26 protein-coding genes and 1 tRNA gene are annotated in these 23396 nt (G+C 63.4%); 14 read left to right on the plus strand and 13 right to left on the minus strand.

Going from position 1 to position 23396, the window contains the following annotated elements:
• Positions 1-22: 22 nt before the first annotated feature.
• Both JEY66_RS08355 and JEY66_RS08360 read right to left on the minus strand, forming a co-directional pair.
• Positions 23-1243, minus strand: coding sequence for an OpgC domain-containing protein (locus JEY66_RS08355; RefSeq protein ID WP_016844355.1), 1221 nt, complete (start codon positions 1241-1243; stop codon positions 23-25).
• A 124-nt stretch (positions 1244-1367) separates the two neighbouring features.
• Positions 1368-1550 carry a hypothetical protein gene (locus JEY66_RS08360; protein WP_100213813.1) on the minus strand — a complete coding sequence of 61 codons (183 nt, stop codon included), beginning with the start codon at positions 1548-1550 and terminating at the stop codon, positions 1368-1370.
• Positions 1551-2062: 512 nt separating this feature from the next.
• Here JEY66_RS08360 and JEY66_RS08365 point away from each other — a divergent pair.
• Positions 2063-3040, plus strand: coding sequence for an AraC family transcriptional regulator (locus JEY66_RS08365; RefSeq protein ID WP_016844356.1), 978 nt, complete (start codon positions 2063-2065; stop codon positions 3038-3040).
• A gap of 155 nt (positions 3041-3195) precedes the next feature.
• Here the strand turns inward: JEY66_RS08365 and JEY66_RS08370 are convergent, their stop codons facing one another.
• From JEY66_RS08370 to JEY66_RS08380, 3 genes are all read right to left on the minus strand, one after another.
• Entirely contained in the window at positions 3196-3396 is a 201-nt protein-coding gene (locus tag JEY66_RS08370; protein ID WP_016844357.1) for a hypothetical protein, read from the minus strand.
• 196 nt (positions 3397-3592) lie between these two features.
• Positions 3593-3814: a DUF6894 family protein gene (locus JEY66_RS08375; protein ID WP_018273550.1), complete on the minus strand. Its 222-nt coding sequence runs from the start codon at positions 3812-3814 to the stop codon at positions 3593-3595.
• Positions 3815-3973: a hypothetical protein gene (locus JEY66_RS08380; protein ID WP_016844358.1), complete on the minus strand. Its 159-nt coding sequence runs from the start codon at positions 3971-3973 to the stop codon at positions 3815-3817. It abuts the gene before it with no gap.
• A 164-nt stretch (positions 3974-4137) separates the two neighbouring features.
• Between JEY66_RS08380 and JEY66_RS08385 the strand changes: the two genes are divergently transcribed.
• The 3 genes from JEY66_RS08385 (at position 4138) to JEY66_RS08395 (ending at position 4962) form a co-directional block, all read left to right on the plus strand.
• Positions 4138-4323 (plus strand): DUF3606 domain-containing protein, encoded by a 186-nt coding sequence (locus JEY66_RS08385; RefSeq protein WP_016844359.1) that lies wholly within the window; start codon positions 4138-4140, stop codon positions 4321-4323.
• A gap of 1 nt (position 4324) precedes the next feature.
• Complete coding sequence (locus JEY66_RS08390; RefSeq protein ID WP_016844360.1) at positions 4325-4456, plus strand: DUF2934 domain-containing protein; 132 nt, start codon at positions 4325-4327, stop codon at positions 4454-4456.
• Between the two features lie 161 nt (positions 4457-4617).
• Positions 4618-4962 (plus strand): DUF1236 domain-containing protein, encoded by a 345-nt coding sequence (locus JEY66_RS08395; protein ID WP_016844361.1) that lies wholly within the window; start codon positions 4618-4620, stop codon positions 4960-4962.
• Between the two features lie 103 nt (positions 4963-5065).
• Here the strand turns inward: JEY66_RS08395 and JEY66_RS08400 are convergent, their stop codons facing one another.
• The 3 genes from JEY66_RS08400 to JEY66_RS08410 form a co-directional block, all read right to left on the minus strand.
• Positions 5066-5269, minus strand: a complete 204-nt coding sequence (locus JEY66_RS08400) for a hypothetical protein (RefSeq protein ID WP_125459363.1) — start codon at positions 5267-5269, stop codon at positions 5066-5068.
• Positions 5270-5645: 376 nt separating this feature from the next.
• Positions 5646-6359, minus strand: a complete 714-nt coding sequence (locus tag JEY66_RS08405) for a flagellar hook assembly protein FlgD (protein WP_016844363.1) — start codon at positions 6357-6359, stop codon at positions 5646-5648.
• Positions 6360-6369: 10 nt separating this feature from the next.
• Positions 6370-7959: a flagellar hook-length control protein FliK gene (locus JEY66_RS08410; protein WP_018273548.1), complete on the minus strand. Its 1590-nt coding sequence runs from the start codon at positions 7957-7959 to the stop codon at positions 6370-6372.
• A 359-nt stretch (positions 7960-8318) separates the two neighbouring features.
• On the opposite strand from JEY66_RS08410, the gene mnmA reads away from it, so the two are divergent.
• The 5 genes from mnmA to JEY66_RS08435 all read left to right on the plus strand — a co-directional run bounded on the left by mnmA (position 8319) and on the right by JEY66_RS08435 (position 13190).
• On the plus strand, positions 8319-9515 hold the full coding sequence (gene mnmA, locus JEY66_RS08415) for a tRNA 2-thiouridine(34) synthase MnmA (protein ID WP_018273547.1): 1197 nt from the start codon (positions 8319-8321) through the stop codon (positions 9513-9515).
• Positions 9516-9540: 25 nt separating this feature from the next.
• Entirely contained in the window at positions 9541-10179 is a 639-nt protein-coding gene (locus JEY66_RS08420) for a class I SAM-dependent methyltransferase (RefSeq protein WP_016845103.1), read from the plus strand.
• Between the two features lie 53 nt (positions 10180-10232).
• Entirely contained in the window at positions 10233-10598 is a 366-nt protein-coding gene (locus JEY66_RS08425) for a hypothetical protein (RefSeq protein WP_026193332.1), read from the plus strand.
• Positions 10599-10714: 116 nt separating this feature from the next.
• Positions 10715-10791: transfer RNA gene (locus tag JEY66_RS08430), tRNA-Met, on the plus strand.
• 800 nt (positions 10792-11591) lie between these two features.
• A complete protein-coding gene (locus tag JEY66_RS08435) occupies positions 11592-13190 on the plus strand; it encodes a trypsin-like peptidase domain-containing protein (RefSeq protein WP_016845106.1) in 1599 nt (532 codons plus the stop codon).
• Positions 13191-13271: 81 nt separating this feature from the next.
• Here JEY66_RS08435 and JEY66_RS08440 read toward each other — a convergent pair whose 3' ends face one another.
• From JEY66_RS08440 to JEY66_RS08450, 3 genes are all read right to left on the minus strand, one after another.
• Positions 13272-14693, minus strand: a complete 1422-nt coding sequence (locus JEY66_RS08440; protein WP_018273546.1) for an argonaute/piwi family protein — start codon at positions 14691-14693, stop codon at positions 13272-13274.
• Complete coding sequence (locus JEY66_RS08445; RefSeq protein ID WP_018273545.1) at positions 14690-16432, minus strand: SIR2 family protein; 1743 nt, start codon at positions 16430-16432, stop codon at positions 14690-14692. The genes JEY66_RS08440 and JEY66_RS08445 overlap by 4 nt, the downstream gene beginning before the upstream one ends.
• Positions 16433-16520: 88 nt before the next feature.
• Positions 16521-16787, minus strand: coding sequence for a helix-turn-helix transcriptional regulator (locus tag JEY66_RS08450; protein WP_016845109.1), 267 nt, complete (start codon positions 16785-16787; stop codon positions 16521-16523).
• Positions 16788-16978: 191 nt separating this feature from the next.
• Between JEY66_RS08450 and JEY66_RS08455 the strand changes: the two genes are divergently transcribed.
• From JEY66_RS08455 to JEY66_RS08475, 5 genes are all read left to right on the plus strand, one after another.
• Entirely contained in the window at positions 16979-17290 is a 312-nt protein-coding gene (locus JEY66_RS08455) for a hypothetical protein (protein ID WP_016845110.1), read from the plus strand.
• Positions 17291-17292: 2 nt separating this feature from the next.
• Positions 17293-17868, plus strand: a complete 576-nt coding sequence (locus tag JEY66_RS08460; RefSeq protein ID WP_016845111.1) for a hypothetical protein — start codon at positions 17293-17295, stop codon at positions 17866-17868.
• 177 nt (positions 17869-18045) lie between these two features.
• The gene (locus JEY66_RS08465; RefSeq protein ID WP_051110130.1) at positions 18046-18489 is read left to right on the plus strand and encodes a hypothetical protein; all 444 of its coding nucleotides are present in this window, start codon (positions 18046-18048) and stop codon (positions 18487-18489) included.
• Positions 18486-18638 (plus strand): hypothetical protein, encoded by a 153-nt coding sequence (locus tag JEY66_RS08470; RefSeq protein ID WP_018273543.1) that lies wholly within the window; start codon positions 18486-18488, stop codon positions 18636-18638. Before JEY66_RS08465 ends, JEY66_RS08470 begins: the two co-directional genes overlap by 4 nt.
• Before the next feature lie 2 nt (positions 18639-18640).
• Complete coding sequence (locus tag JEY66_RS08475; protein ID WP_016845113.1) at positions 18641-20911, plus strand: AAA family ATPase; 2271 nt, start codon at positions 18641-18643, stop codon at positions 20909-20911.
• Between the two features lie 170 nt (positions 20912-21081).
• On the opposite strand, the gene JEY66_RS08480 is transcribed toward JEY66_RS08475, so the two are convergent.
• Positions 21082-21831 carry a helix-turn-helix domain-containing protein gene (locus JEY66_RS08480; RefSeq protein ID WP_016845114.1) on the minus strand — a complete coding sequence of 250 codons (750 nt, stop codon included), beginning with the start codon at positions 21829-21831 and terminating at the stop codon, positions 21082-21084.
• A complete protein-coding gene (locus JEY66_RS08485; protein WP_018273542.1) occupies positions 21828-23072 on the minus strand; it encodes a ParB/RepB/Spo0J family partition protein in 1245 nt (414 codons plus the stop codon). Before JEY66_RS08485 ends, JEY66_RS08480 begins: the two co-directional genes overlap by 4 nt.
• Positions 23073-23396 lie beyond the last annotated feature (324 nt).

Consider the following 23396-nt stretch of genomic DNA (forward strand, 5'->3'; position numbering starts at 1 on the left):
GCGCCAGGCCGGTCGGCGCGCTCTAGAGGATATGCGCGCCATGACCGTCGAGAATGCCGCGATCGCCGGCGCGCGGCACAAGGTCATGTCCGGCGGCATCGACATCCGGCGGCCGGGCGCGCTTGGCGCCGAGCGTGTTCAGCAGCGCCGCGACCGCGGCCATCGCAACGACACCGGCAAGACTGAGCCCGATCTGCATCGAGAGCCGGTTCGAGATGTCGAACAGGTCGCATTGGCTGGCGAGCGCCAGCAGGACGCCGAGACAATAGATCGGCAGCGAATTCTCGCCACAACCCCTCGCGCTGCGCAGCATCGGCTTCGACAGTCCTCGCCAGCCCGCGGGGACGAGCCATGACGCCAGGATTGCAAGCGCCAGAAAATGCAGCAGCCGCAACGGACTCAGATTCGACTTGTCCATTGGAAGCAGCAGATCCGTCAGAGCCTGCGGCAGCAGCGGCGGCTTGATGCCGTGGCCGAGCGCAACGACCAGGCCGAACGCGAGATAGAGCGCGGACAGAACAAGCGCGGGGCGCGACGTCACCCATCCCTGGATGGTCTTTCCCTCGATGACGTACCATGCGCCCAGCACGACCGGAAGCTGCCAGGCCAGCGGGTTGAAGAACCAGACGCCGTCAGGCCAGGCAGGAATGTTCCAGCCGAAGACATGCACCAGCGCATAAAGCGACAGCGACAGGCCAAGCGCCAGGTTCGGCGCGCGCAGCAGCAGCCACAGCAGCGGTGCGAACAACACGTGGCAGATCACAAAGACCGGCAGGACGTCGGTATTGACAGGGTGGAATTGCAGGACCGCGGCGTGCGCAAGCGCTGCGCCCGGACGTTCGAACAGAACCCGCGTATTGCTGTCGTCGGCGAGACGATCGCTGCCCGCGAGGTAGACGAGGATCGCGCAGGCGAGCGTCAGCAGCAGAAAGGCGGCATAGATATCCCATCCCCGCCGCAGCGAGCGGCCGATCATGCCGCGCCAGCCGTCGCGCTGACGCGCCCTGCCGTAGGCCAGTGCGCAGGTGACGCCCGAGATGAACATGAATATTTCGGCGGCATCGCAGAAGCCGTAGTTGCGCAGGGTCAGCCAGCTTCCGACGTTGTCTGGGATGTGATCGAGAAAGATCCACCACAACGCGATCCCGCGACAGACATCGATGCGCGGGTCGCGACCGGTCGATCTGAACTCCGGCGGAGTCTCGCCGAGCAATCGCTTCGAGCTGCGGGTTCGATCGTGCATCTATCGATCTGTCCGGCGTGCCCGCGCGGCCTCATCGGACATGGGTCGATGAGAGGCTCGGATGCTCCGAGGCGTGCGCGTGCCGGACTAGCCTCCGGCCAACCTGTATGATGGTGCGCTCCAGCTACCCGAGGGTTGGCGGCGCTTCCGCCGGCCAGCCGCAATCACGGGGGCCGGGTGGATCGCTATCCTCTGACGGCGCCGCCTGCGCGGCGTCGCCGATGGCCGGCAACAAATGCTGCTTTCGCATTTCGGCGAGGCGGGCACGACAGTACTCATGATAAAGCATGTCGAATATGGTGGACATGATCGAACGCCTTCTTGATCACTAGGTTGACTTTCCCACGTGACAGATTTCGACCATTTCAACCGGCGGCGATAACCGAGAGTGCCGCAGGCAGTCCGACGCAACCAAAATCGATCAGTCGTTCTATTGAATGACCTGCGCATGGCGCCTTAGCCAGGAGACCGCGTACAGGGGCATGACACTGATTTGCGCTTGCACGCTGCCCGGAATGTCCGAAACGAATCCGATGGCAGCAATTATAAATAGAGCGATCGCGACCGCGTCTTCTTAAAGGGGAAATTTCGCCGCGATTTTCACGAGCATTATACACGTAATATTCAAATCACCAAGTGAACCAGTTCACATCACCATCAATCATAGGCGAATGACACTAGCAGACCGATAGCGTAGCTTCTTGGACTGATGCGCACCGGTCAGGCGAAGGCCGGTGCGTGAATCGCAAAATGCAGATACTGACTGTGGTGTGCCGCAGCATTTCATTCTGGTGTGTTTTGTGAAGGCTGGAGGTCCCCATGCCGACGGACGCAGCCAATTTTGCATCGTATCGATTTTCGACGCGCGACCTTCCGGAACGCATTCGTATTCCGTTATGGCGTGAGCACTTTGGCCGCTGCATCGTGCGCGCCGATATCGAGCCTCTATCGGAGTCTTCCTTCCAGGCCGATGCGTCGCTGCGAGCGGTTCAGGGCTTGCGCATGCTGGCGCTGAAAGGTACGTCGATGCGGTTCAAGCGTCTGCAAGCGAACCTTGCCGATGGCGATGACTCCATCGGGGTGATCTTCTGCTCTCCGGGCAAAAGTCAGCTATCGCAGCGCGGCCAAGAAGCCGACCTTTGCGCCGGCAATGCGATCGCAATTCTGCATTCCGAGCCCGCCAGCGTCACCTATATCGACGGGTCGCAATTCGGTCTGGCCGTGCCGCGCGAGGCGCTTGCGCAGCGCGTGGCCGACGTCGAAGGCCTGGTCATGCGGCCGATTCTGCAGCGGACAGAAGCATTCCGATTGTTCACCTCATATATGAAATCGGTGCTTAGAACGAAAGCGCTGAGCACACCGAAGCTTCGCGAAACGGTCGTGACCCATATCCACGATCTCGTCGCGCTCGCAATCGACGATTGTCCTGCACTGGGCGAGAGCAGCGCGAGCGCCGTCGTCGCTGCGCGGCACCGTGCCGTGCTCGACTACATCGCCACTCACTTTCAGGAGCCCGGGCTCAGCGTTCAGGCGGTTGCACGTCGCCAGGGCATCTCGTCGCGCTATCTGCAGCGCCTGATGGCGTCATCGGGACCATCATTCACCGAGCGCATGAATGAATTGCGGCTCCAGCAGGCGCTCAAATTGCTCACGGAGCCCGATGCCGGCCGTCAGCGAATTTCCGATATCGCGCTCGAGGTCGGCTTCTCGGATGTTTCGTATTTCAACCGTCTGTTCCGAACCCGTTTCGGCGATTCGCCACGCGGTGTCCGGCTCGCACGAAAGGGCTCTCACTGAGCCGTGCCGCCCCGACCGGCATGTGCGCGAGATGCTGCCTGGGCCACCGCTCCGGAGCAGAGGCGAATTGGGTTCAGGCCAGCGACTGTCGAGCGCCTCTCGGGGCTGTGCGCATTAGCTTATGTGAATCGAACCATCTTATGTGAATCGAAGCGCTACGGCGGCGGCTCTGCTCCCGGAGTGGCGAGCCATTGTTCGATCTGGACGGCGCGCTCGGCCTCACGGGCCTTCTTGAGAAGTCGTTCCCGCTCGGTGCCGGGAGGCAGGTGCGAGGCCCTTGCGCGGGCCGCCTCTTCCAGCTGAATGAGGCGGAATGCGAGCGTCGTGGTTTGCTTGAAGCGATTGCGGCGTTTCATTTGTGCAATTGGTGTTTCAAACCCTGGTGTAGGTCCGAACCACGCTCGTCGACGTTTGTTCCTATTGAACGGCGAGGCGTGTCCTGTCTCGGCCGCGTCCTTGAGAGCACCAAGCGGCGGGCCGGCGAAGGAGCGACGGGCGTCGGCCGGCGGCGTCGGTCTGCGGGAAGCGAGCCGAGCCGAGAACGACCGTCCGTCAGACGCTCGTCGAAGCCAAGGGGATCCGGAAGAGTTCGCGATCGCCCACATCGCGAACCGAGATGAAGTTGCCGTCGCGAACCATCTCCGGCTTTTCAGTCCCGATCCGGTGAGCGATGAAGCTGCCGTGATCCTTGGCGTCCTTGTCGTCGGCACAGTCGTGACCGAGGACGTCATGTGCAGGGATGTCACCGGCGAGATGGAAGAAGTATCTGGGCATCTAGGTCAGCTTGTCCAAATTGCCGAACGGCTTCGCCGGCGGCGCGGTCTCGGCCTTCCTGATCTCCTGCGCGCCTTCCTCGGCAAGCCTGCCGTCGCTGATGATCTCGGCGATGAGCTGCTTGACCCGTCCGCCGATCCTGTCTGCAATGCTTGTCATGGCTCACCTTTGTTCATCCCTCACGACTGAAGTATCGCTCGCGGATAATGTTCCTCCGGGGGGTGACAGCCCACCCATCCGGAAAAGGAACAAAGAACTGTCCGGAAGATTGGATCGCCAGCAACGGCCGAAGCTCGGGCCGAGCGGCTGACGCGAGAAGTCCGGTGACGAAACGCCTGACCAGGAAAGAGCAGTTCGATCGATCGAAGATCAACATGCACGATCTGCGTCAGGTGAGATGCTGGACGCATGCCCTCGGCGTGTCGCGCGAACAGCTGCGTAAAGCCGTCGAGAAGGTCGGTGACTCCGTCGTGACGGTTCGCAAGGAGCTCGGAATTCCCGAGGAATGACATGGCCACCGAACAGCAGATCCGGGACTACGCGCGGCAGCTCTGGGAGAAGGCCGGAAAGCCCGACGGCAGGGACAGGGAATTCTGGCACGCGGCTGAGGTCGAGCTGAAATGCGGAGAGCGAAAGTCCTGACGCGCCAACACTGGACCAGCCGAACAAGACGACCATTCCCGGATGAACGCCTTCGCGCGAGGGGCGTGCCGGCGACGCGATTGATCGGGATCCTCCGTTAGGAACATTGCCATTCTGTCGCGGTTCTCGAAAACGCCGCATGGAGCGGTGAGGAGGACGTTATGAAAAAGCTGGTTCTGATTTCTGTTGCCGCCGTATTGGCGTCGACCGGCGCTTTTGCCCAGAGCACGATTGTCGGCACGACCGGTGCCGGACATGCCGCCACCGTGCAGATCGAGCCGCAATACCGTACACGAATCCACAGCTATGTGACCGAACACAAGATCCGTCCCGTCGAGACGCGGGAGAGGATCGTCGTCGGCTCGCCTGTGCCGAGCGAGGTCGAGCTTGAAGCGGTGCCTGCCGATTGGGGCCCGTCGCTCACCAGATATCGCTATGTCTATACCGGCCAGCGCGTGATGCTGGTCGATCCGGACACCCGTACGGTGGTGCAGGAAGTCGAGTGAGGCCGCTCTGATGGCGGGCCGCCAGGAACGGCGGCGGCCCGCGCTCAGCAGGAATGTCTGATCCGCGGGGCACGCGGTCAGCGGCCATCGATCGCGTCGGCCGTCAGAGACCGATGCTGGCCACGGCCGCTTCCGCGACGCCCTTCGCGTCGAGGGCGCCGGTCTTGCCGATCTCGATGACCTTGCGGGCCACGATCTCGCAAAGCGGATCGTTGCGATCGACCAGACCCATCGAATGCAGCGCCAGGCTGAACGCCCTGTTGAAGAGCTCGATTTGCTCCGGCGTGTATTCGCCCGTCTTCAGCAAGCGATTGATCGGCATTGTCGAGCCCCACAGCAAGCAGCCAAGTGACGTGGCTATAGCACGGAACCGTCGCGATCGGCACCCGGCTTTCCCTGCGCCCTCTACAACAGAGGCGGAACGAACAGCAGAGCTCGGGCAAAATCATGTCGCGAGAATGCGATCGTGTGACCCACAAGAAACCGCGCCACACACTCAGTGTCGTCCTGGCGAAAGCCAGGACCCATTACCCCAACTCTCAATTGTTGCGCGACGCTGGGGCCACGATCCCGTTCATCATCAAATGCGGTGGTTATGGGTCCTGGCTTTCGCCAGGACGACGATACAATGTAGTGTGCGCGGTCGCCCGCTCAACGCGCAGCTACGGATCGTGGCAATGTGCTCAGCTCGAGCCTGTCGCCCCGCGCACCACGCGCTTGATCTTGTCGGTGGTGTAGGTCTGCCCGCCGATCGAGAGCAGCGGCGGGGAGGCGGTCAGGTCGACGGAATCGACGACGCCCTGCACCTCGGTCGAAATGGCGATCGGGTTGCCCTTGGAATCCTTGCCGGTGGCGGTCAGCGTGTAGGTGCCGGCCGGCCATTGCGTGCCGTCATTGCCCTTGCCGTCCCAGACGAAGCTGGCATTGCCCTGCTTCAGGCTGAAATTGCCGGAATAGGCGGTCTGGCCGGTCGCGCTGGTGATCGTGATGGTGGCGCTGGTGGCTTGCGGGGACACCAGATTCCAGGTCGCGGATTTGTCGAACTGCGTCTTGCTGCCGTCGACCGCGACCGTGTTGCCGACATAGACCAGCGCCTGGGTCGACTGCGCGCTCTTCTCGATCTCGATCAGCGACTTCAGCTGATCGTTGGATTTCAGCTGCTGCTCGACGCCCGCGAACTGCACCAGCTGCTGGGTGAACTGGTTGGTGTCGAGCGGGTCGAGCGGGTTCTGGTTCTGCAACTGCGTGGTCAGCAGCGTCAGGAAGGTCTGGAAATTGTCGGCGATGCCCTGCGAGGAGGTCGTCAGGCCGCTGCCGCTGCTGCTTCCAGAGTTCGTTCCGTTGCTGGTGCCCGGTGCTGAGACGACGGGCGTCGGCATGGTTGCATCGACTGCCATGGTGAACTCCTTACACTCTGATATCGACGCCGCCGAGGGCGCCGGTTGCACGGCCGTAGGAGCGGCCCGCCGCTGCGGCGGGAACGCTGTCCTCCTCGGTGACGATCAAACGATGGGCGTTCGGATTGGGCTGGCCATTGTTGTTCTGGCCCGACTGCGACTGGTCGCGCAGGCTGAACTGCAATCCGCCATTGCCGGTCGAGAGGCCGGCATTGTCGAGCGCGCGCTGCAGCTGGTTGGCGTCCTGGCGCAGCATCGACAGCGTTTCCGGCCGTTCGACGGTGAGATGCGAGGTGACCTGGCCGTTGCGATCGACATCGATGCGGACATCGATGCGGCCGAGCTCGGCGGGGTCGAGCCGGATCTCGAAGCGACTCTTGCCGCTCTTGGCGGAGGCGGCGATCTGCATCGCAAGCCCGCTGAGCGGCACAGCGGCGCTTTGCGCGGCGTTGGTCACGGTCAATTGTGCGGTCGCGGACGGCGTCGTCTGGGTGGTCGCGGGTTGCGGCTGCAGTGCGTTCGCCGCCTGCGCGCTGGGATCGGGGGTCGTGAGCTGGGCCTGCGCGGCGGCGTGGCCGCCGGCCGCCGGCGTCGGCGCGGCATTGCCGTCGCCGCTCGCGTCGGCCTTGATGGCATCGGCCGCACCGTCTGCGGCGGCCTTCGCCTTGCCGGCAACGGCGGCCGGCTGCACGGCGGCGGGAACGATGTTGGTCGGAGCAGCCTGCGCGGTGTTGGCGCTGCCCGCCGCGGCGCCGTCCTGGTCGGCCGGCATCGTTGCTGTCGCGTCCTTCGTGGTGACCTGTGTCTTGGCCTGCATTGTCGTCTTGGTGGCGGGCGTTCCGGCGGCAACCGTGGCGGCGAATGTCGCATCGCCGCTCGCTGTCGCAGCGCCCGAAGCCGTTGCCGCATCGCCGGGGGTGATGATTTGCGCGTCGGTCTTGACGCCGGCCGCCTTGGCGACCTTGTCGGCGTTCGCCGTGGTGGCCGCGGCCGCTGCGGTGTCGGCGCCGGCAGGCGCGCCGCTGCCGCCCGCCGCGCCGGTGCCGGCGATGGCCGAGCTTGCCGCAATGGCCGCTGCCGCGATCGCGAGCGGTGCGGCCGGCTGGTCGGACGGCGCGGTGGCCGCCGGTGTCGGGGCAGTCGCCGGTGTCGCGGCAACGGGAGCAATCACGGCATTCACGGTTGCCGCACCGGGATCCTGCTGCGCAGCGGGCTGCGTCGCGTCCGGCTGGTCACTGGTCGATTTGGCATCGGAGCTCGATTTCGAGTCGTCCGATTTCGACTTGGTCTTGGACGGCGCGTCGCTGTCGCTGTCGACCTTGTTGTCGTCCCGCGAACTGCCGGAATCCCGCGACGTCCTGTCGGGGCCCGCGCTGGTGTCGCGGGGGCGCGCGTCGGTCGTCGAGGGCGGATCGTCGGACCGCCGCGAGGGCGCCGGCTGGGAGTCGTAGCGGCTGTCGTTTGCGGACGCAGTGTTGCTGTCGACCAGCGCGGCAAAGCCGTCGTTCCCCGCCTGCGAAGCGGGATCGGGCCGCGACGACCGCTGCGTCGCACCCTGAAAAGACCGGCCTGCCAATGCTTCCGACGTGACGCTGACCACTGCCAACCCTCGTAAATGAGACTTCCAGCGTTTTGTCAGCAAGGAGTGGGCCAACCAGGGATGGCAATAAATAATGAGTTATTTCATATGGTTACTGGCTATCTGGGCCGGCTGGAGCGGGTTCCCGGCGGGTCTCCTTTTTGCCCGGCGGCAAGATTTGCCGTCCACGCGCGGCGCGGCAGAGCTTCCGCCGGATTGCCTCACCGGAATACGGCCTATATTAAAGGTGGCCTCCAACGCGTCCGAACCGACCGAACCGGCCTTGGATGTGTTCTAAGGCTCTCTGGACAAAAGGCTTTTTCCAATATCGTCGCGGAGCGCGTAAGCTCGCCGCGACAGTGATCAATGACCGCTTAAAGATGCTCAACAGTCTGGATCTCGAAGGCCGCCCTGAAGATACACGGATCGTCGTTGCCATGTCCGGCGGCGTCGACTCGTCGGTGACGGCTGCGCTGTTGAAGTCGCAGGGCTATGACGTGGTCGGGATCACGCTGCAGCTCTACGACCACGGCGCTGCAACCCATCGCAAGGGCGCCTGCTGCGCCGGCCGCGACATCCATGATGCGCGCAATGTCGCCGAACGGATCGGCATCCCGCATTACGTGCTCGATTACGAAAGCCGCTTCAAGCAATCGGTGATCGACAATTTCGCCGACAGCTACGCGCTCGGCGAGACGCCGGTGCCGTGCATCGAGTGCAACCGTTCGGTCAAGTTTCGCGATCTGCTCGCGACCGCGCGCGAGCTCGGCGCGCAGGCGCTCGCCACTGGCCACTATGTCGTCTCGCGGCGGCTTGCCGACGGATCGCGCTCGCTCACTTGCGCCGCGGATGCCGATCGCGACCAGAGCTATTTCCTGTTCGCGACCACGCGCGAGCAGCTCGACTTCCTGCGCTTCCCGCTCGGCGACATGACCAAGCCGCAGACCCGCGAGCTGGCGCGCCGCTTCGATCTCGAGGTCGCCGACAAGCAGGACAGCCAGGACATCTGTTTCGTGCCGACCGGCCGCTACACCGACATCATCGGACGGCTGAAGCCGAATGCGATCGCGCCGGGCGACATCGTCGATCTCGACGGTCATGTGATCGGCCAGCACCAGGGCATCGTCCATTTCACCGTCGGCCAGCGCAAGGGGCTCGGCATTGCCTCCGGCAGCCCGCTCTATGTGGTCAAGCTCGATGCGGCGACGCGCCGTGTCGTGGTCGGGCCGCGCGAGGCGCTGCGGATGGATCGCATCGCGCTGCGCGACGTCAACTGGATCGGCGACGGCGCGCTGGATCGCGTGATCGGCGAGGGCATCGAGATCTATGTCCGCGTGCGTTCGACGCGCGCGCCGCAGCCGGCGTGGCTCCGCGCCGCCGATGGCGGCTATGAGGTCGAGCTCGTCGCCGGCGAGGAGGGCGTGTCGCCCGGCCAGGCCTGCGTGTTCTACGACGCAGCCTCCGGGCAGGCGCGTGTGCTCGGCGGCGGCTTCATCAGGAGTGCAAGCGCAAGCCGCGCAATACGCGCCGCGACGCAGGACGCGTTGGCGCCGATTGCAGAAGCGGTTCGCGGATAGACAGAAGAAACTTCGGGGCAGGGGAATGGCTGGGGACATCGACCGCGAAGGGGTCGAAAAAGCGTATGGCCGCTGGGCACCGATCTACGATCTGGTGTTCGGCAAGGTGTTCGATCAGGGCCGTCAGTCGACGATCGCGGAAGCCGATCGGATCGGCGGCCGCGTGCTCGATGTCGGCGTCGGCACCGGGCTCTCGCTGTCGGAATACAAGCGCACCACGAAACTATGCGGCGTCGATATTTCCGAGCCGATGCTGCGGCGGGCGCTCAAGCGCGTGCGCGCGCAGGGCCTCAGCAATGTCGAGGCGCTGGCGGTGATGGACGCCAAGAATCTCGCATTTCCGGATGCGTTCTTCGACGCGGTGGTCGCGCAATATGTCATCACCGCGGTGCCGGATCCCGAGGCGACGCTCGACGATTTCATCCGCGTGCTGAAGCCCGGCGGCGAACTGATCCTAGTCAATCACATCGGCGCCGAGAGCGGCCCGCGCCGCGTCTTCGAGCTCGCCTTCGCGCCGCTGGCGCGGCGGCTCGGCTGGCGTCCGGAGTTTCCGTGGGAGCGGCTGACCAATTGGGCGGCGAAGCATGGCGGGGTCAGCCTTGCGGAGCGCCGCCCGATGCCGCCGATGGGGCATTTCTCGCTGATCCGCTTCCGCAAATCGTGAGGTTGCGGCGATTTTGACGGGGAACATCGGCGCGCCGTCATGGTTTTCTCGTCATGAGGATCAATCGAGCACTCGCTTTATCCTGTGTGCTGATAATGGCACCCGCTGTGGCCGTGGCGCAGGCGCCGCCGACATCAGCCACACCGCCGGCCCAGACCGCGCCACCGGCGCCGTCGCGCACCGCCGCAAATTGCGCGCCGCAGCAGCCTTCGCATCCTGGTGCCGTGGTTCCGGAAGGAACCACCACCGGGCAGAGCAGCCAGCCGCTGGGCGACAAGCTCGCCAAATCCGACGGGGTGTTGTGCCCGCCGGCCGGGGTCGATCCCGAAATGCGCGCGCCGACCCCGCAAGGCGGCAACACGCCGGTGATTCCACCGCCCGGCAGCCCCGGCGGCGACCAATCGGTGAGGCCGAAATAGCCTCTGTCTGCAATAAGTTGCTGCCACGTCCGGGTTTGCTTGACAGGCGCGCATGCCACTCTTTATATGCCGCGCGTTCGCACCCGCGGCTCACCGGCCGCCGATGGCGAGCCCATGGCGGGGTAGCTCAGCTGGTTAGAGCACGGGAATCATAATCCTGGGGTCGGGGGTTCGAGTCCCTCCCCCGCTACCAGATCCAGCATAACCCCTTGATTTCCCAGACTTGGCCGATGGAAGTCGACGCGAGGGATGTCTCATTGATACATCCGAGGCGGCCGCTGATCAAATTCCACGGCCCAACCCACCGCACGACATAACGCCGCTCAAGATCAACGTGCCGCCCTAGCGGCGGCGGCTTATCGCCGCCATCCGTCCTTTAGTCATTGCAGCAGCTGCAGGTAGCGACAGGCATGGGCACCGTTTTTCAGGCGGGCAAATCGACGGCGTTGATCGTGCTATCGTGGGAGCTCACTCTCTTCTCCTACATCGGTTAGATGGGCGGGGATCTGAGCTCGTGAAGTTGGCGGAGGGCGCACTTGCTCCAAGCGAAGCGCACTGCATGCCGTTTTATGCCCAGGTCATCGTGCAGGAAGGTAAGAGTCGGAATTTCGATTCCTACAAATCGAGGACGTGGCACGCTAACGTTCCCGGGTGATGGTTACCGTGGGCGCGGTCGCGACCGCATGCTCTCTCTATCCTTGGGCGGGAGGCATTAGTCACTAATGCTCCCTGTCACCTAAGACTGCTGCTGATCCCGAAGCCCGATTTGGCGGAAGCGTTGATCTGCGAGCGTCGGCGACCTAAGGCCAAATATCCATGTGAATTTCCCAAGGAGGACGTGGCGCCAGCGCGATGCGCTGCTATTGAAGATGCTACGAGGTCTCCCCTCGCATGCGCGCTGTCGTAACTGCGGCGTAAGAGCGAAAGTCTAATCAAGGATCGTGCGCGCCACGTTGCTCGCTGAATGCCTGGCGTGATTGGAAGGGAGACCTCGTGCCCAGCCTTGCATCGTTCTTCGGCGCTCCTATCCGGGTCACCGTTCCAAACGAGCTCACGTGCGAAGCCGAGCTGCTGAAGTTTCTTGCTCTGTCGACAGCCGAACTCAAGAAGATTTGGTGGTTTCGGGGCCGGATGTATCAGAAGTTCGAGATTTCGAAAGGCGGACAAAAGAAGCGCGTCATAAGCGCACCGGACCGCCGATTGAAGATGCTGCAGACAAAGATCGCGTCCTCGCTCGCGTCGATATACAGACCGCGGAATCCCGTTCATGGCTTTGTGGACGGCCGCTCGGTCAAAACGAACGCTACGGCTCATCTCCGGAGCAAGTTCGTGTTGAACTTGGACATCGAAGGCTTCTTTATGGCCATCACGGAAGGACGCGTGTCCGGCCTAATGGGTGCGCTCGGCGTCGACGGTCGAGTCGCTGAAATCCTGGCGCGGATCTGCTGCAACGAGGGTGTCCTGCCCCAAGGCGCGCCTAGCAGTCCAGTAATTTCCAACATGATCTGCTTCCGGATGGACAAGGAATTGCAGACAATCGCGAAGGAAAGCCGCTGCATCTACACCAGGTATGCCGACGATATCACTTTCTCCAGCTACCAGCCGCTGACCTTGCTATTCGAAGGACCCCCGCCGCCGGCCGGGAATTTCCCGCCCGATTTGCTCAAGGATCGGCTTCGCGGAGCTTTCCGATCCAACGGCTTCGCGATCAATCCGCAGAAGATCCACTACGCCGACAAGCATTCGCGCCGAACAGTGACCGGCCTCAAGATCAACGAGTTCGTCAACGTCGACCGAAAATACGTACGAAACACCCGCGCAGCCTTGTTCGTGACCGAAACACGAGGCGCTGCGGTCGCCCAGAAGATTCTCAAAGACAAGTATGGTCGCGAAGCGACGCTCGCGTCGCATCTTCGCGGACGGATATCCTGGGTGGGGCACATCAAGGGACCTTCGGACCCGATTTTCCGTGGTCTGGCCTCGCGCTACAACAAGCTCTTCCCTTCCGAGAAACTCGAAATTCTGCCAACGAATTTGGAGATCAGGGAGCGCGCGGTGTGGGTAGTCGAGCATTGGGCAGATGACGCAGCGGAAGGCAGCGCGCAGGGCACGGCTTTCTTCTTGAAGTCAGTGGGTCTCGTTACGGCCTGGCATTGCGTGGAGGGGGCGACAGAGATCGCGGTCTATCACCCCAGCAAGACTTCGAATAAATTCAAGGTGACGGTCGCCAAGAACGACGCGCATCGGGACTTGGCCGTGCTCGCACACGAAATACCCGTCACCGAGTACTACGAGTTCGACATCTCGAAACGCACATTCAAGGTCGGCGACAATACGACGGCGATTGGATTTCCGAGCTTCGGCCCAGGCGACAAGATCAACGTCCGATCCGGGTCGATAACCTCGTTGCCCACGAAGAGCGCCGTCCCGATGATCGAGGTGACGCAAAAGCTCTCGCAAGGCATGTCCGGCGGTCCGTTGCTCGATGATGACGGCGCGGTCGCCGGTGTCAATCATAAAGGCGGACCAGGAGAGGCCAGAGATTTCGCCGTGCACGTGAACGCGCTGACCGACTGGCTGAGCAAGTCGTAGAGATGTCCGGACCATGGCTTCAAGGCGCCCTTGGGCGGACTCAGGCGCCTGGCGATACCCACAACGACTTAGGCGATTTCGCTACATGAAGAAGCGAAACTGATACGGTGTCGAACCCAGGCCGTCCATGCGCTTGACGACGCGCGCGAGCACTTTCGCGTAAGCCATCGTCACCGGCAGCATGTCGTACAGCGCGTCGTTGTTCCAATCCATCTTCGCGAGAGCGAGAGCCGAACGCGCCGTGTCGTCCCAACTACCATGGCCCGCGTGGCGCACCAGACGGATCGGGCGCGGCGTGCTACGACCTCCTTGATAATATGAGCGTTCGGCAACGCCCTTCACGTCGCCGTGCATCCAAAGCAGGCACTCCCGATCCCCGAGCGGGATCAGCGTGCCGCGTTCAACTGGATAGCCGAAAGGCTTTCCTTTAGCGCCGCCTTGCCGGTCGCGTTCGATCCTGACGCCGCGCCAGCCCACGTCCTCAACGACCTGCACCAAGTCGACCGCCTCGCAGAGATGCAACGCCTCCATGCAGCCGTCGATCTCCTCCTTCTTGAACTCTGTAGTCTTGTGCACCGTGACCCTGCGAGGCGTGCGGCCCGAGTGCCTTCTGCGATAGAGGTCCAACGATCTGCTCATGACACGGAACATCTCGGTCCGGGACATGAAAGGGTTTTCTCGCTGAACGTCGATTTCGTGGGCGTCGTAGGCGACAAACTCGAGACCGGCACCTTCGGCGTCGAAGACCTGACTGCAGCATGTTACGAAGCGCGGCCGGTCCGATTCGGTCGGACGCACCGCGTAGGAGAGACCGATATAGGCGGCCTCAGGGTCCGTGTCAGCGAGCTTCCAGGGGACGCCTCCCGCCTTCGCGTAAATCGCAAGTCCGATGCGCCACATGACGCTTGCGCGGTCCGGATAGGCGAGCGCGCGGTCTTCGCGTACCAATTGGATCGGAATGCGTCGCGCGGCGGTCGCCGCCTTGAGGTGGTCGCGGAGGTCGAAATCGTCGCCGGCGGACCCCACGAAGCCCGCGGCCCAGCTTTGCGGGATGTAGATGAAGACAATGTCGAACGCATCCCGACGCGCCTCGAGAGATTGGATGGCGCGAATCAGCCGATCCGCCAACACGACGTGGGGCCTAGCCGAGTCCTTCATTTCGAACTCCAGCCGATCGTCCAACTCGAAGTGGCAATCCTTAACGGCGCCTCGCATATCGAGATTGAACGCCTTGCGGAAGCCGGGCCAGGCCGGGAGGTAGTCCTTGCGTTCGGTCGCCTTGAACTCGGCCGCGAGTTCTTTCATGAAGCCGTAGAGTCGCGCCCCCTGCCGGGCCGGTGCGATCGTCGCGATCCGAATGGGGTTGGGGACTAGGCCTGACGAATAGGGACCAAACCGCAACAGCCCGCGCAGGGGGTGCAGGTCGACGTCGGATGTTCGCTCGGGATGGAATGCGAGCTCGGCTTCCGGGATGAAAAGGTGAGGCGATATCTCGCTCGTCATGGGCGGCCTCTTCCTGAGTAAGCTGTCGTATCGTCGAGCCTGAAGGCCGCATCCACGCGCGCGCTGATGCCGAGGGCCAAGATATCGCGCTCCGGGCACGCGAACAGCGTCGACCAGAACGAGAGAAGGGCATTGAGCGCCGGATTGTAGCGCCTCACTGTGCGCTCGCGGGCAAAATCGGTCGCCGTGGTTCTGTTCCCCTGCGTGATGCCTTCGAACACGGTGCGCGGCTCGAGCAGAAGCCAGAGCCGCTCGTCCGCCCAATCCAGCCGGATGCCCAGGCCCTCCCGCCAACTCAGTTCGGGATGCTTCGGTACCGTTCCACCGAGGCTGCCGGTCAGTTTCTTGAGCGGCCCCCACTTCGCGTCGTCGATCGAGGCCGGGGTCAAGAGATCGCTGCTTCGGCGACGATCTGCAGTCATCGCATGCGTTCGGGTCAGCGCGCGGGTCAACGCCTCACGGAGAAGCCCACGCTCTTGGCTTTCGTAGCGCAATCGGCGGACTTCGATCGCGTGCAGGTCGAAGCTTTCAATGTCGTAGGCCGAAAGCACGGCTCGCACGTTGGCGTCGGAGCCGAAAGCGAGTACTCCGGCTCGTGACCGGGTCGCGAGCACCGGCAGGGCTGCGGCTTCGATCGCCGACCTGACCTCCGCCACGCCGCCGATGCCGCATCCGACGCGGCGACAAACGGTCGGCGTTTCGATCAATTCGAGTGCATTGAGCCGGACCACTGGAAAACCGCGCTTGCCGGTTGGTCGCGGTGCGGGCGACCAGATTCGTCGCTCCGAAGCGAGTTCGTCCAAGGCCTTAGTGTCCAGATCCTCCGCCAGGCGAACGAGGTCGCGCAAGACCTCGTCGAAATTCTCGATCGGCACCAGCCCGCCGTCGACGCCTTTGCGGGCGGCGGCCGCCAAGAGCCGTTTGACGCGCGGCAACGGCGGGTCCTCGCCGCGATGGAGCCAGAAGATACCGGCAGGAAAAGGGGTGTCGCGCTCGAGAGCCGTTTCCAGGGTGTCCATGATGGAGTCGTCGCGGCCGCTGTAGCCAGCTACGATCAGGCCCCACCGGCCGCAACTGTCGATCAACAGCGACCTGAGTTTCGCATCCTGTTCGCGCAGTTCGTCTCCGGTGTTCTTCAGTCTGCGCGATCGAAAGTCGCCGTGCATTTTGACTTCGACGGGCCAACGCCCCTCGTCGATGACTTGGCGCCCAAGACTTCTGGTCTCGATCGCCACCGTCGTCAACTGACCAGTTCCGCCGTAGACCTTCGCGCAGCCGTCAGCGATCAACGGATCGAAGTTGGTCGTCCAGACGAGACGAGCACGTCCGGCCCGCATCATTGTCGCAAGAGCGACGTGTCCGTAAGACGGCTTGGCGCCGCTCACCTTCGACGCGATGTAGGTTCGACGGTCCGCCTCGCTCGGATAGACGGCTTCGAAGAGAGCCGCATACTCGTCGGGAGCGCCGGGCGGCGGCAAATTCCCGATGCCATCGACGAATGACTGCAGTTCGCGCCGGACGGCTGGGTTGGCAAGGTCGGCGACCATTTTCGGGGAGACGCGCCGCTGACTTATGTAGAGCTGTTGCTTGAACTCCCAGATCATGTCCCACGCCGTCGGGATGCCGGCGGCCGCCGATCCACCGGCTCCGAGCAACCACATCAGATTTCCGCCCCGTTGCGAGAAGCGGCGCGCAAAATCATCCGCAGCGACGGCTGGATAGGTCGAATCGGCTGACATGCGAGTATTCTAGTTGTAGGACTTGCCTTGTACGGCTTAGGATTGGCCTTCTGTCATCCTGCCCACCGGAATCTTTTGGTCGCTCCCGTCACCTCGACTTCGCGCGACGTACGCCTTCGCCCGTCTTGTCACTCGCGAAGGTGAACTCGATATCGCATTCGACTTCGAGATATTGCCGCAGCGTCTGCAGCACGGCCTTGCGGCGCGGATCGGTTCGATCGGATGGCTTGGCCGTCTCGAACGTTGCGATGGCCTTCCGCGACACGCCAGCCTTCTGCCCAAGTTCGGTTTGACTCCATCCGAGCAGGGCGCGCGCTGCTCGAAGCAGGGAGGGGGTGAGCAGGTGGTCGTCCATCGGAATCTATCAGTTCTCCGGCCGGGCCTCCGAACGGGGCGAGCTACTAATCAATGGTTACATTTTTACCTTTCCTGTTAACCGACGGTTAAGGTTAACGAGAATTTCCGGGTTTTTGGGGACAATTTGTCCCCAAACCAGAAGAACTGTGCTACACCGCCCCTCAGGAAACTGACCGGGGACGATGACCGATGGTGGATTACGAGAAACATCTGCGTAGCGCCGCTTGGCGGCAGATTCGCCAGCGTGCGATCGCGGCCGCCGGCCATCGCTGCGTGCTCTGCGCGGCGACCGAGCAGCTCGAGGCGCACCATCGCACCTACGACAACCTCGGAGATGAGCGCGATGGCGACCTCACGGTGCTGTGCCACGAGTGCCACGAGGTGGTGACCAGCATGCTGCGCGCCCGTCGTTACGCGGCCAAGCCGGCCTCGTATGCCAACATCGTCCGCAGCATCGCCGAGACGGCACCGCTCTTCGATCCCACCGAGGGGGAGATCTGATCATGGCGGTGGAGATGATCACCCTCCGTCTGGTCGGCGTCGGCCCCATGCTGATGCACTCCAGCAGGCTCGCCGACCCGTTCGACCCCACCGCGAAGGCGCTCAAAAAGCTCACGGGGAAGCAGCACAAAACCGACGCTGACCATCACCGGATCGCGGAGCTCGAGTGGCACGGATCGCTGTGGCTTCACGAAGGCCGGCCGTGTCTGCCGCCGTCCGCGATCAAGGGTGCGCTCGTCAACGGCGCCAAGACGGTCCGCAAGGGCAAGGCGACCAAGGCGGCCTTCGTCGCCGAGGGTCCCGCGATGCTCGAGTACGATGGCCCGAAGACGGTCGAAGAGCTCTGGCAGGACCCGCGCTTCCGCCACCGCGAGATCGTGCGCGTCGACGACTCGCGGGTGGCGCGCACGCGTCCGTGCTTCGACGGCTGGAGCGCGACCGTACGCGGCTCGTTCATCACCACCATTATTAACCGGGAGGACGTCGTGAGCTACTTCCGCATGGCGGGTCCCTTCGGCATCGGCGACCACCGTCCCGACTTCGGTCGCTTCCTGATCGAGGAGTCGCAGCTCGAATAGTCTTGGCATGGCTCGACACCGCGAGGCTAGGCGTGGTCCGGCACGGCGTGACGTGACGGGGCGTGTCCCGGCGAGGCAGGGCAGGGTCCGCCAAGGACCCTCCCTCGCCTAACCTTTTCAAATTCCGCATCTCAACATCACGCGCGGCCTGCCGCGCGAATGACGGAGCTTTGCCCGATGAAAGAAGGCGAATTCCCGGACGGCGAGGCGCTGCCTCCGGTGCTCTTCTACTGGCGCACAAAAACGGCTGAATCCTTCGACGAACGCGCTCGCTCCGAGGTCGCCAGCTTCGTCGCCGGCATCTCCGCCACGATGCCCGAGTGGCGTGCGGTGATCCGCGGCGACGCTGCCGCCGCCATCGGCATCGTCATCGGACGTCGAATCCCCGAGCGCATCGGCCTGCGCGTCGATCTCAGCATGACAGTGTTGCTGGCCTGCGCCTTGTTTGATCCCGCCGCGGCGATGGTGCTGTCGCACACGCTCGCCCGCATGCCGATCGAGACGCGCGAGCGCACGCGCCTCTCGGCATCCTGGTCGATGCACGAGATCTGGCTCGGCAGCCGCCGTGCCGGCGCCCGTGTTCCCAAGACGCCGCCCCGGCTGACGGGAGGTGGGTCGTGATGGTGCAGCCGACGAGCGACCTGCATGCCGATTTTTCCGCCTTGAACGCGTCCTTGATCGTCGTCGCCAGCGACAACGAGCAGGACTTCGCCGCGGCGCTTGGCTACCCGAACGAGCGCCTCGGGTCCGATCCTCTCATCGAGATCTAGACATGAACGAGACCACGAGCATGTCGAGTGTCTTTGGGCCCCGTAACGGCGGTACGCACCGCCCGGAGTCCTTCGCCGGCACCGGCATTGGACCCATCGAGCGGCGGGCTTACGGGCAGGCTTGGCGCGATGCCTTGCGCTTCCGGTGGAACCTCGCCGTGGGCGACGATCGGCCGCCTATCGCCCGGTCGGGCGGCTTCGCCAGTCTGACGCGCTTGGCGGATGTCGATGGCGACACTGGCTTCGAGGAGAATGCAAGCCGCGAGGGATGCCCCCCGAGCCCGGCGCGAATTGCCGCGGCTCTGCTGCTCGCCCGCGCTTTCGACGCCGCGCCGGACGCTGCGCGGGACTTGATCTGCGGCGGCGCTCCCGTTGTCGTCGACATCGCCGACGGCGCGATGCTCGACGCGCTTAAAGGCGGGTGGCGCGGGATGTTTTTCGACGACGCGCTGCGTATGATCGACCTGGTCAAGACCGCTCCCGGCCGTCGCGACGGTCTCGACGGCGCCTATATCGTGCTGAGGGAGCCGCTCAAAGGCGCTGCCAAACAGCGGCTGGAGCGCGTCGCTGCCGACATGTGCGCCTACGCGCTGCCCTTCGTGGCGTTCTCGTCCAACGGCCGCGCCTGCCTTCCGAAAGTGCTGAACGAAGCGGCCCGGTACCGGATCGAGTTGCCCATGCTCGATCCCGCGACGGTGTCGCGCACCATCCGCGCCGTCACCGGCATCAGGACGGCGGTCGATGTGCCGGCGGAGACGATGCGCGATGTTGGTGTAGGTGACCTCGCAGCGGCGATTCGGTTCGACCGCACGCCGGAAGAATGCGTCGACGAGCTGCACCGTCTCGCCGCCTCGAAGAGGGCCGAACGGCCGTCGCGGGGGCTGGCGCTCTCCGAGATCCATGGCATGGCTGGTGCGCGCGCCTGGGCTGACGATGCGATCGCTGATCTCGCCGCCTGGCGACACGGCGAGATCCCCTGGGATGCGGTCTCGAGCGCCGTGATGCTCGCTGGGCCACCCGGCGTCGGCAAGACGCTGTTCGCAGAGGCGTTCGCGCGTAGCGCGTCAGGCGAGGATTCGAAATCAGGCATCCCGCTGATCGTCTGCTCGTATTATTCCTGGCAGGCAGAGGGGCACTTAGGCGATTTCCTGGCGGCGATGCGCCGAGACTTCGCCTCCGCCCGGGCTCAGGCGCCCTGCGTGATGCTGCTCGAGGAATGCGATAGTTTCGTCGACCGTCGCGCCGTCAAGCACTCGCACTCAGACTACGTCAGGAATTGCATCAACGCGCTGCTTGAGGAGGTTGATGGTGTGCGCCGGCGGGAGGGCGTCTTCCTGATCGGCTGCACCAACGAGGTCGAGGCTTGCGATCCCGCGCTGCTGCGGGCGGGCCGCTTCGAGAACGTGGTGCGCATCAGTCCGCCCGATCAGGACGAGCTCAAGAAGATCTTCCGGGTTCGGTTGAAGGGCGATCTGGTCGGCGTGGACATCTCCACCGTCGTGATGTCGGCAGCTGGCATGACCGGCGCCGACGCGGAGCGCGCGGTGAAGGACGCACGCCGTGTGGCGCGGCGGGAGAACCGCGAACTCAGGCTCGACGACCTCCGTCTTGCTCTCGTCGGCGACCACGACGTTTCCGGCAAGCTGCGCTGGAGGACGTCGATCCACGAAGCGGGCCACGCGGTGGTCGATGTGCTCCGCTTCGGCCCCGACGGCGTCGTCGCCAACACGACGCGCACGGACCGGCGGCTCGGGATGTCGATGCGTACCACCCGCCAGGTCTTCGAAGGCACGGCGAGCGATTATAGGTCACGTATCGAAGTCTTGCTCGCCGGCCGTGCCGCCGAGGAAGTCCTGCTCGGTGAGGCGTCCCACGGCGCCCAACAGGATCTGGCGGAGGCCACCAGGCTGAGCTGCGCGATGTTAGGCGGCCTGGGTTTGGCGGGACCGTCGCCCCTGACGCACCTCGGCGACCCGCGCCATGCGGAGGAATTTCTCCGCCACGTCGATATTCGCGCCGCGGTCGGCATCGAGCTTGCCGAGGCTGACCGTGCCTGCCATGACCTGCTCGAGGGCAACCGGACGGCGTTGATCGCGGTGGCGCGCCGGCTGTTCGAGCGGGGTAGCGTCGACGGCGCCGAAATCGCCGCGCTGCTCGAGGCCGAGCGCTCGGCGGCAGCAGACGCGGAGGGCGCCCGGGGAGAGGACGATGCTCCATTTTCGGGCGAGCAGGGCGGCACTGTGATCGCTTTTCCGGAACTCAGTCGCGATTGAGTTCGCGGTTGTTTGAGCCGGTCTGAAGCCCATCTTGGACTGACTGACGGCTGCCCTGCCTTGAGCGTCGTCGTTTATCGGCTGACCGCCGGGAACGCATGGACGCGACCATGACTTCCCAGCACGATCGCGTACGGTCATGCGTCCCCCCGCTGGGCGTGCGCTGGAGCTTAGCCATCGTCCTGATCAGCTCGGCATGCGTTCAGGACTTCGGCTTCGAAATACTTCCAAGAAGCAATCTTGCTGGCGCCATTGCCAACTCGTCGGGCAACCTTGATCAGGCAGGACTTCACTTCGCGCTCATCAAAGTGCATCAGCCACGTCGCGACAGGCGCCAAGTTGTTGATACCTGGGGCAGACCAGTCAATTGCGGGTCCTAGCTCCACCGCAATCCCTTCGATGGTTCGAACGGCGTAGATGATGGCGTCTACGTCGAGGCGCCCGGGCTCGGGAAACGGCTCGATGAAGCTGGGTAGGGGCTGGTTCTGTCTGGGTGTTTCATCATGGTAGATTACGCTGAAATTCGTTCCGGTAGGCACCTGAACGACGTTCTGGTTATCACCAGAAACAGCTTCATTCTTCAGTGTGGGGTGGGAAGGAGTATCCGCAGGAGGCGGGCCGACCGGCGGAGCTGCGGTCGGCGGCGGTTCGAGAGGACGGATCAGGAGAGTGATCCAGTCGGACGTACGCTTGCGATTGACGTTCCTCGATTTACGGTGGATGAGTTTAAGCGCTTCAAGTTTGGCCAATACGGTGCAGACCGTGCGCTCAGTGAGGCGGGTCCGATTTGCGATGGTTTTTTGTTTGGGCCAACACACATTGGCGTCGTTCGCGCGATCGCAGAGGTCGAGGAGAACGATTTTCTCTGTGGACGTGATGTTGAGCTGCTTCCATCCCCATATCGTCGCCTGAAGGCTCATTTGCCGTCCTCGGATTGGAAGGCTTCAAACGATTGGGATTCCAGGGTCGTGGCCGCAGCGTTGGTTTCGTCGATCCAGGCAAGAAATGCCTCGCGAGCGGGAACGGAGGCTTCATGCCAGGCTGCTTGCAGGGCGGCGAGTCCCCGGACGCCTTCATCGCACTTAACTGGTTGGTCGCCGGGCTGGGCCGAGATCAGACCGCCGCGCGACTGCCTATACGACATGGGACTGTCGCCTGATCCCCATTGGTCCACCGCCGAGACATCTTGACCGGCGGCCGCCTCCTTGATGAGGGCCTCGCGCGTGTCCAGCGGCAACATGGGCAGTGTGTCAAGTTCGTTGCCCCGGTCCAACGATGTGCCGACAACACGCTCGAGATCGTTGCGCCCGTTCCGAGAGGCACGCTGAACAATCCGCTGAACGGACCGCGCAGACTTGCCGATCCGCCTCGCGGTGGTCTCGACAAAGGAGGGCGACGCATCCGCCACACTGGCGGATGCGTGTGCCCGACCCATGGCACGATTGGCTGCGGCCGCTCCTCTGGCCTTCGGTTTGCCGTGCAACTGCTCGTGGAGCTCCCGACAGCGATCAATGGCAAGCGCTTCTTGCGCCGGCGTGAACGGGCTTCGAACGAGGTTTTCTTCGATTTCCCAAAGTTCTGCTTCCTCATCGGTGAGTCCGACGACGCGGCAAAGAATCTGGTCCTCGCCACTGGTACGTGCGGCATTGAGCCTCTGTAGGCCAGCAACGAGCAGGAATTTGCCCGGGTTCATGGGATCCGGTCGGACAACCACCGGCTGGATGACGTCATTGGTGGACAGGGAGCCAACCATGACTGGGATGAATTCGTCGATGATGCCACGGAGCCGATGACCGACCGAGATGTCGACCAGACGCACGAGCCTAAGAGCATCCACTCGGACGTCGGCATTAGTCACGAGCGGATCATCGAAGGGATTGGGCAACGATGGGGTTTCCCTCAACGTCGCGTTCGGAGCTTCGATCGCGTGCAGTGATGTGCCAGCGTCGTTGGCATCTTGCGCGAGGTCCGAGGCGGGAGTGGTGGAATGGCCTTTCGGCGAATGCGAATCGTTGTTCGCGACTTTGAGGATGTGAGACCGCCTGAGTTTAGGAAAGGCGTAGGGCCGGCAGGGCGCCGCTTTGTGCTGAGATGCCTCGACCGAGCGGGAATCCTCAGAGCTCTCCAAGAGTTCATCAATGCCGATTTTGGGCCGTTCCACTCTTCGCTCCTGTCTGCCCAGCTCGGATGCGCTGCGCAGTAGATTATGCCAGCTGCTTTGTTGCCTGCGCAAATTGCGTTGCGTGCGCAAAAGCTTGCAAAATTTGTGGACACTCTCTGAGAAGATCAGGCGAGAATCGGTGGCGACGAAAAAATTCCGTCCCAAATTATTTTTGTTGCTGCGTTGCCGGAGAGGCGAGGGCCGCCTTGTAAGCGGTACTTAGCACCTTGCGCCGCTTAATTGATTGTTGAACGCCGGACTAGTCTTCGGACTAGTCCTTGTGGCTGAGGTGGGAAAGCTCGCGACTTCCGCTCGAATGCTTTG

Source organism: Bradyrhizobium elkanii USDA 76 (assembly GCF_023278185.1).
GTDB classification, from domain to species: Bacteria; Pseudomonadota; Alphaproteobacteria; order Rhizobiales; family Xanthobacteraceae; genus Bradyrhizobium; species Bradyrhizobium elkanii.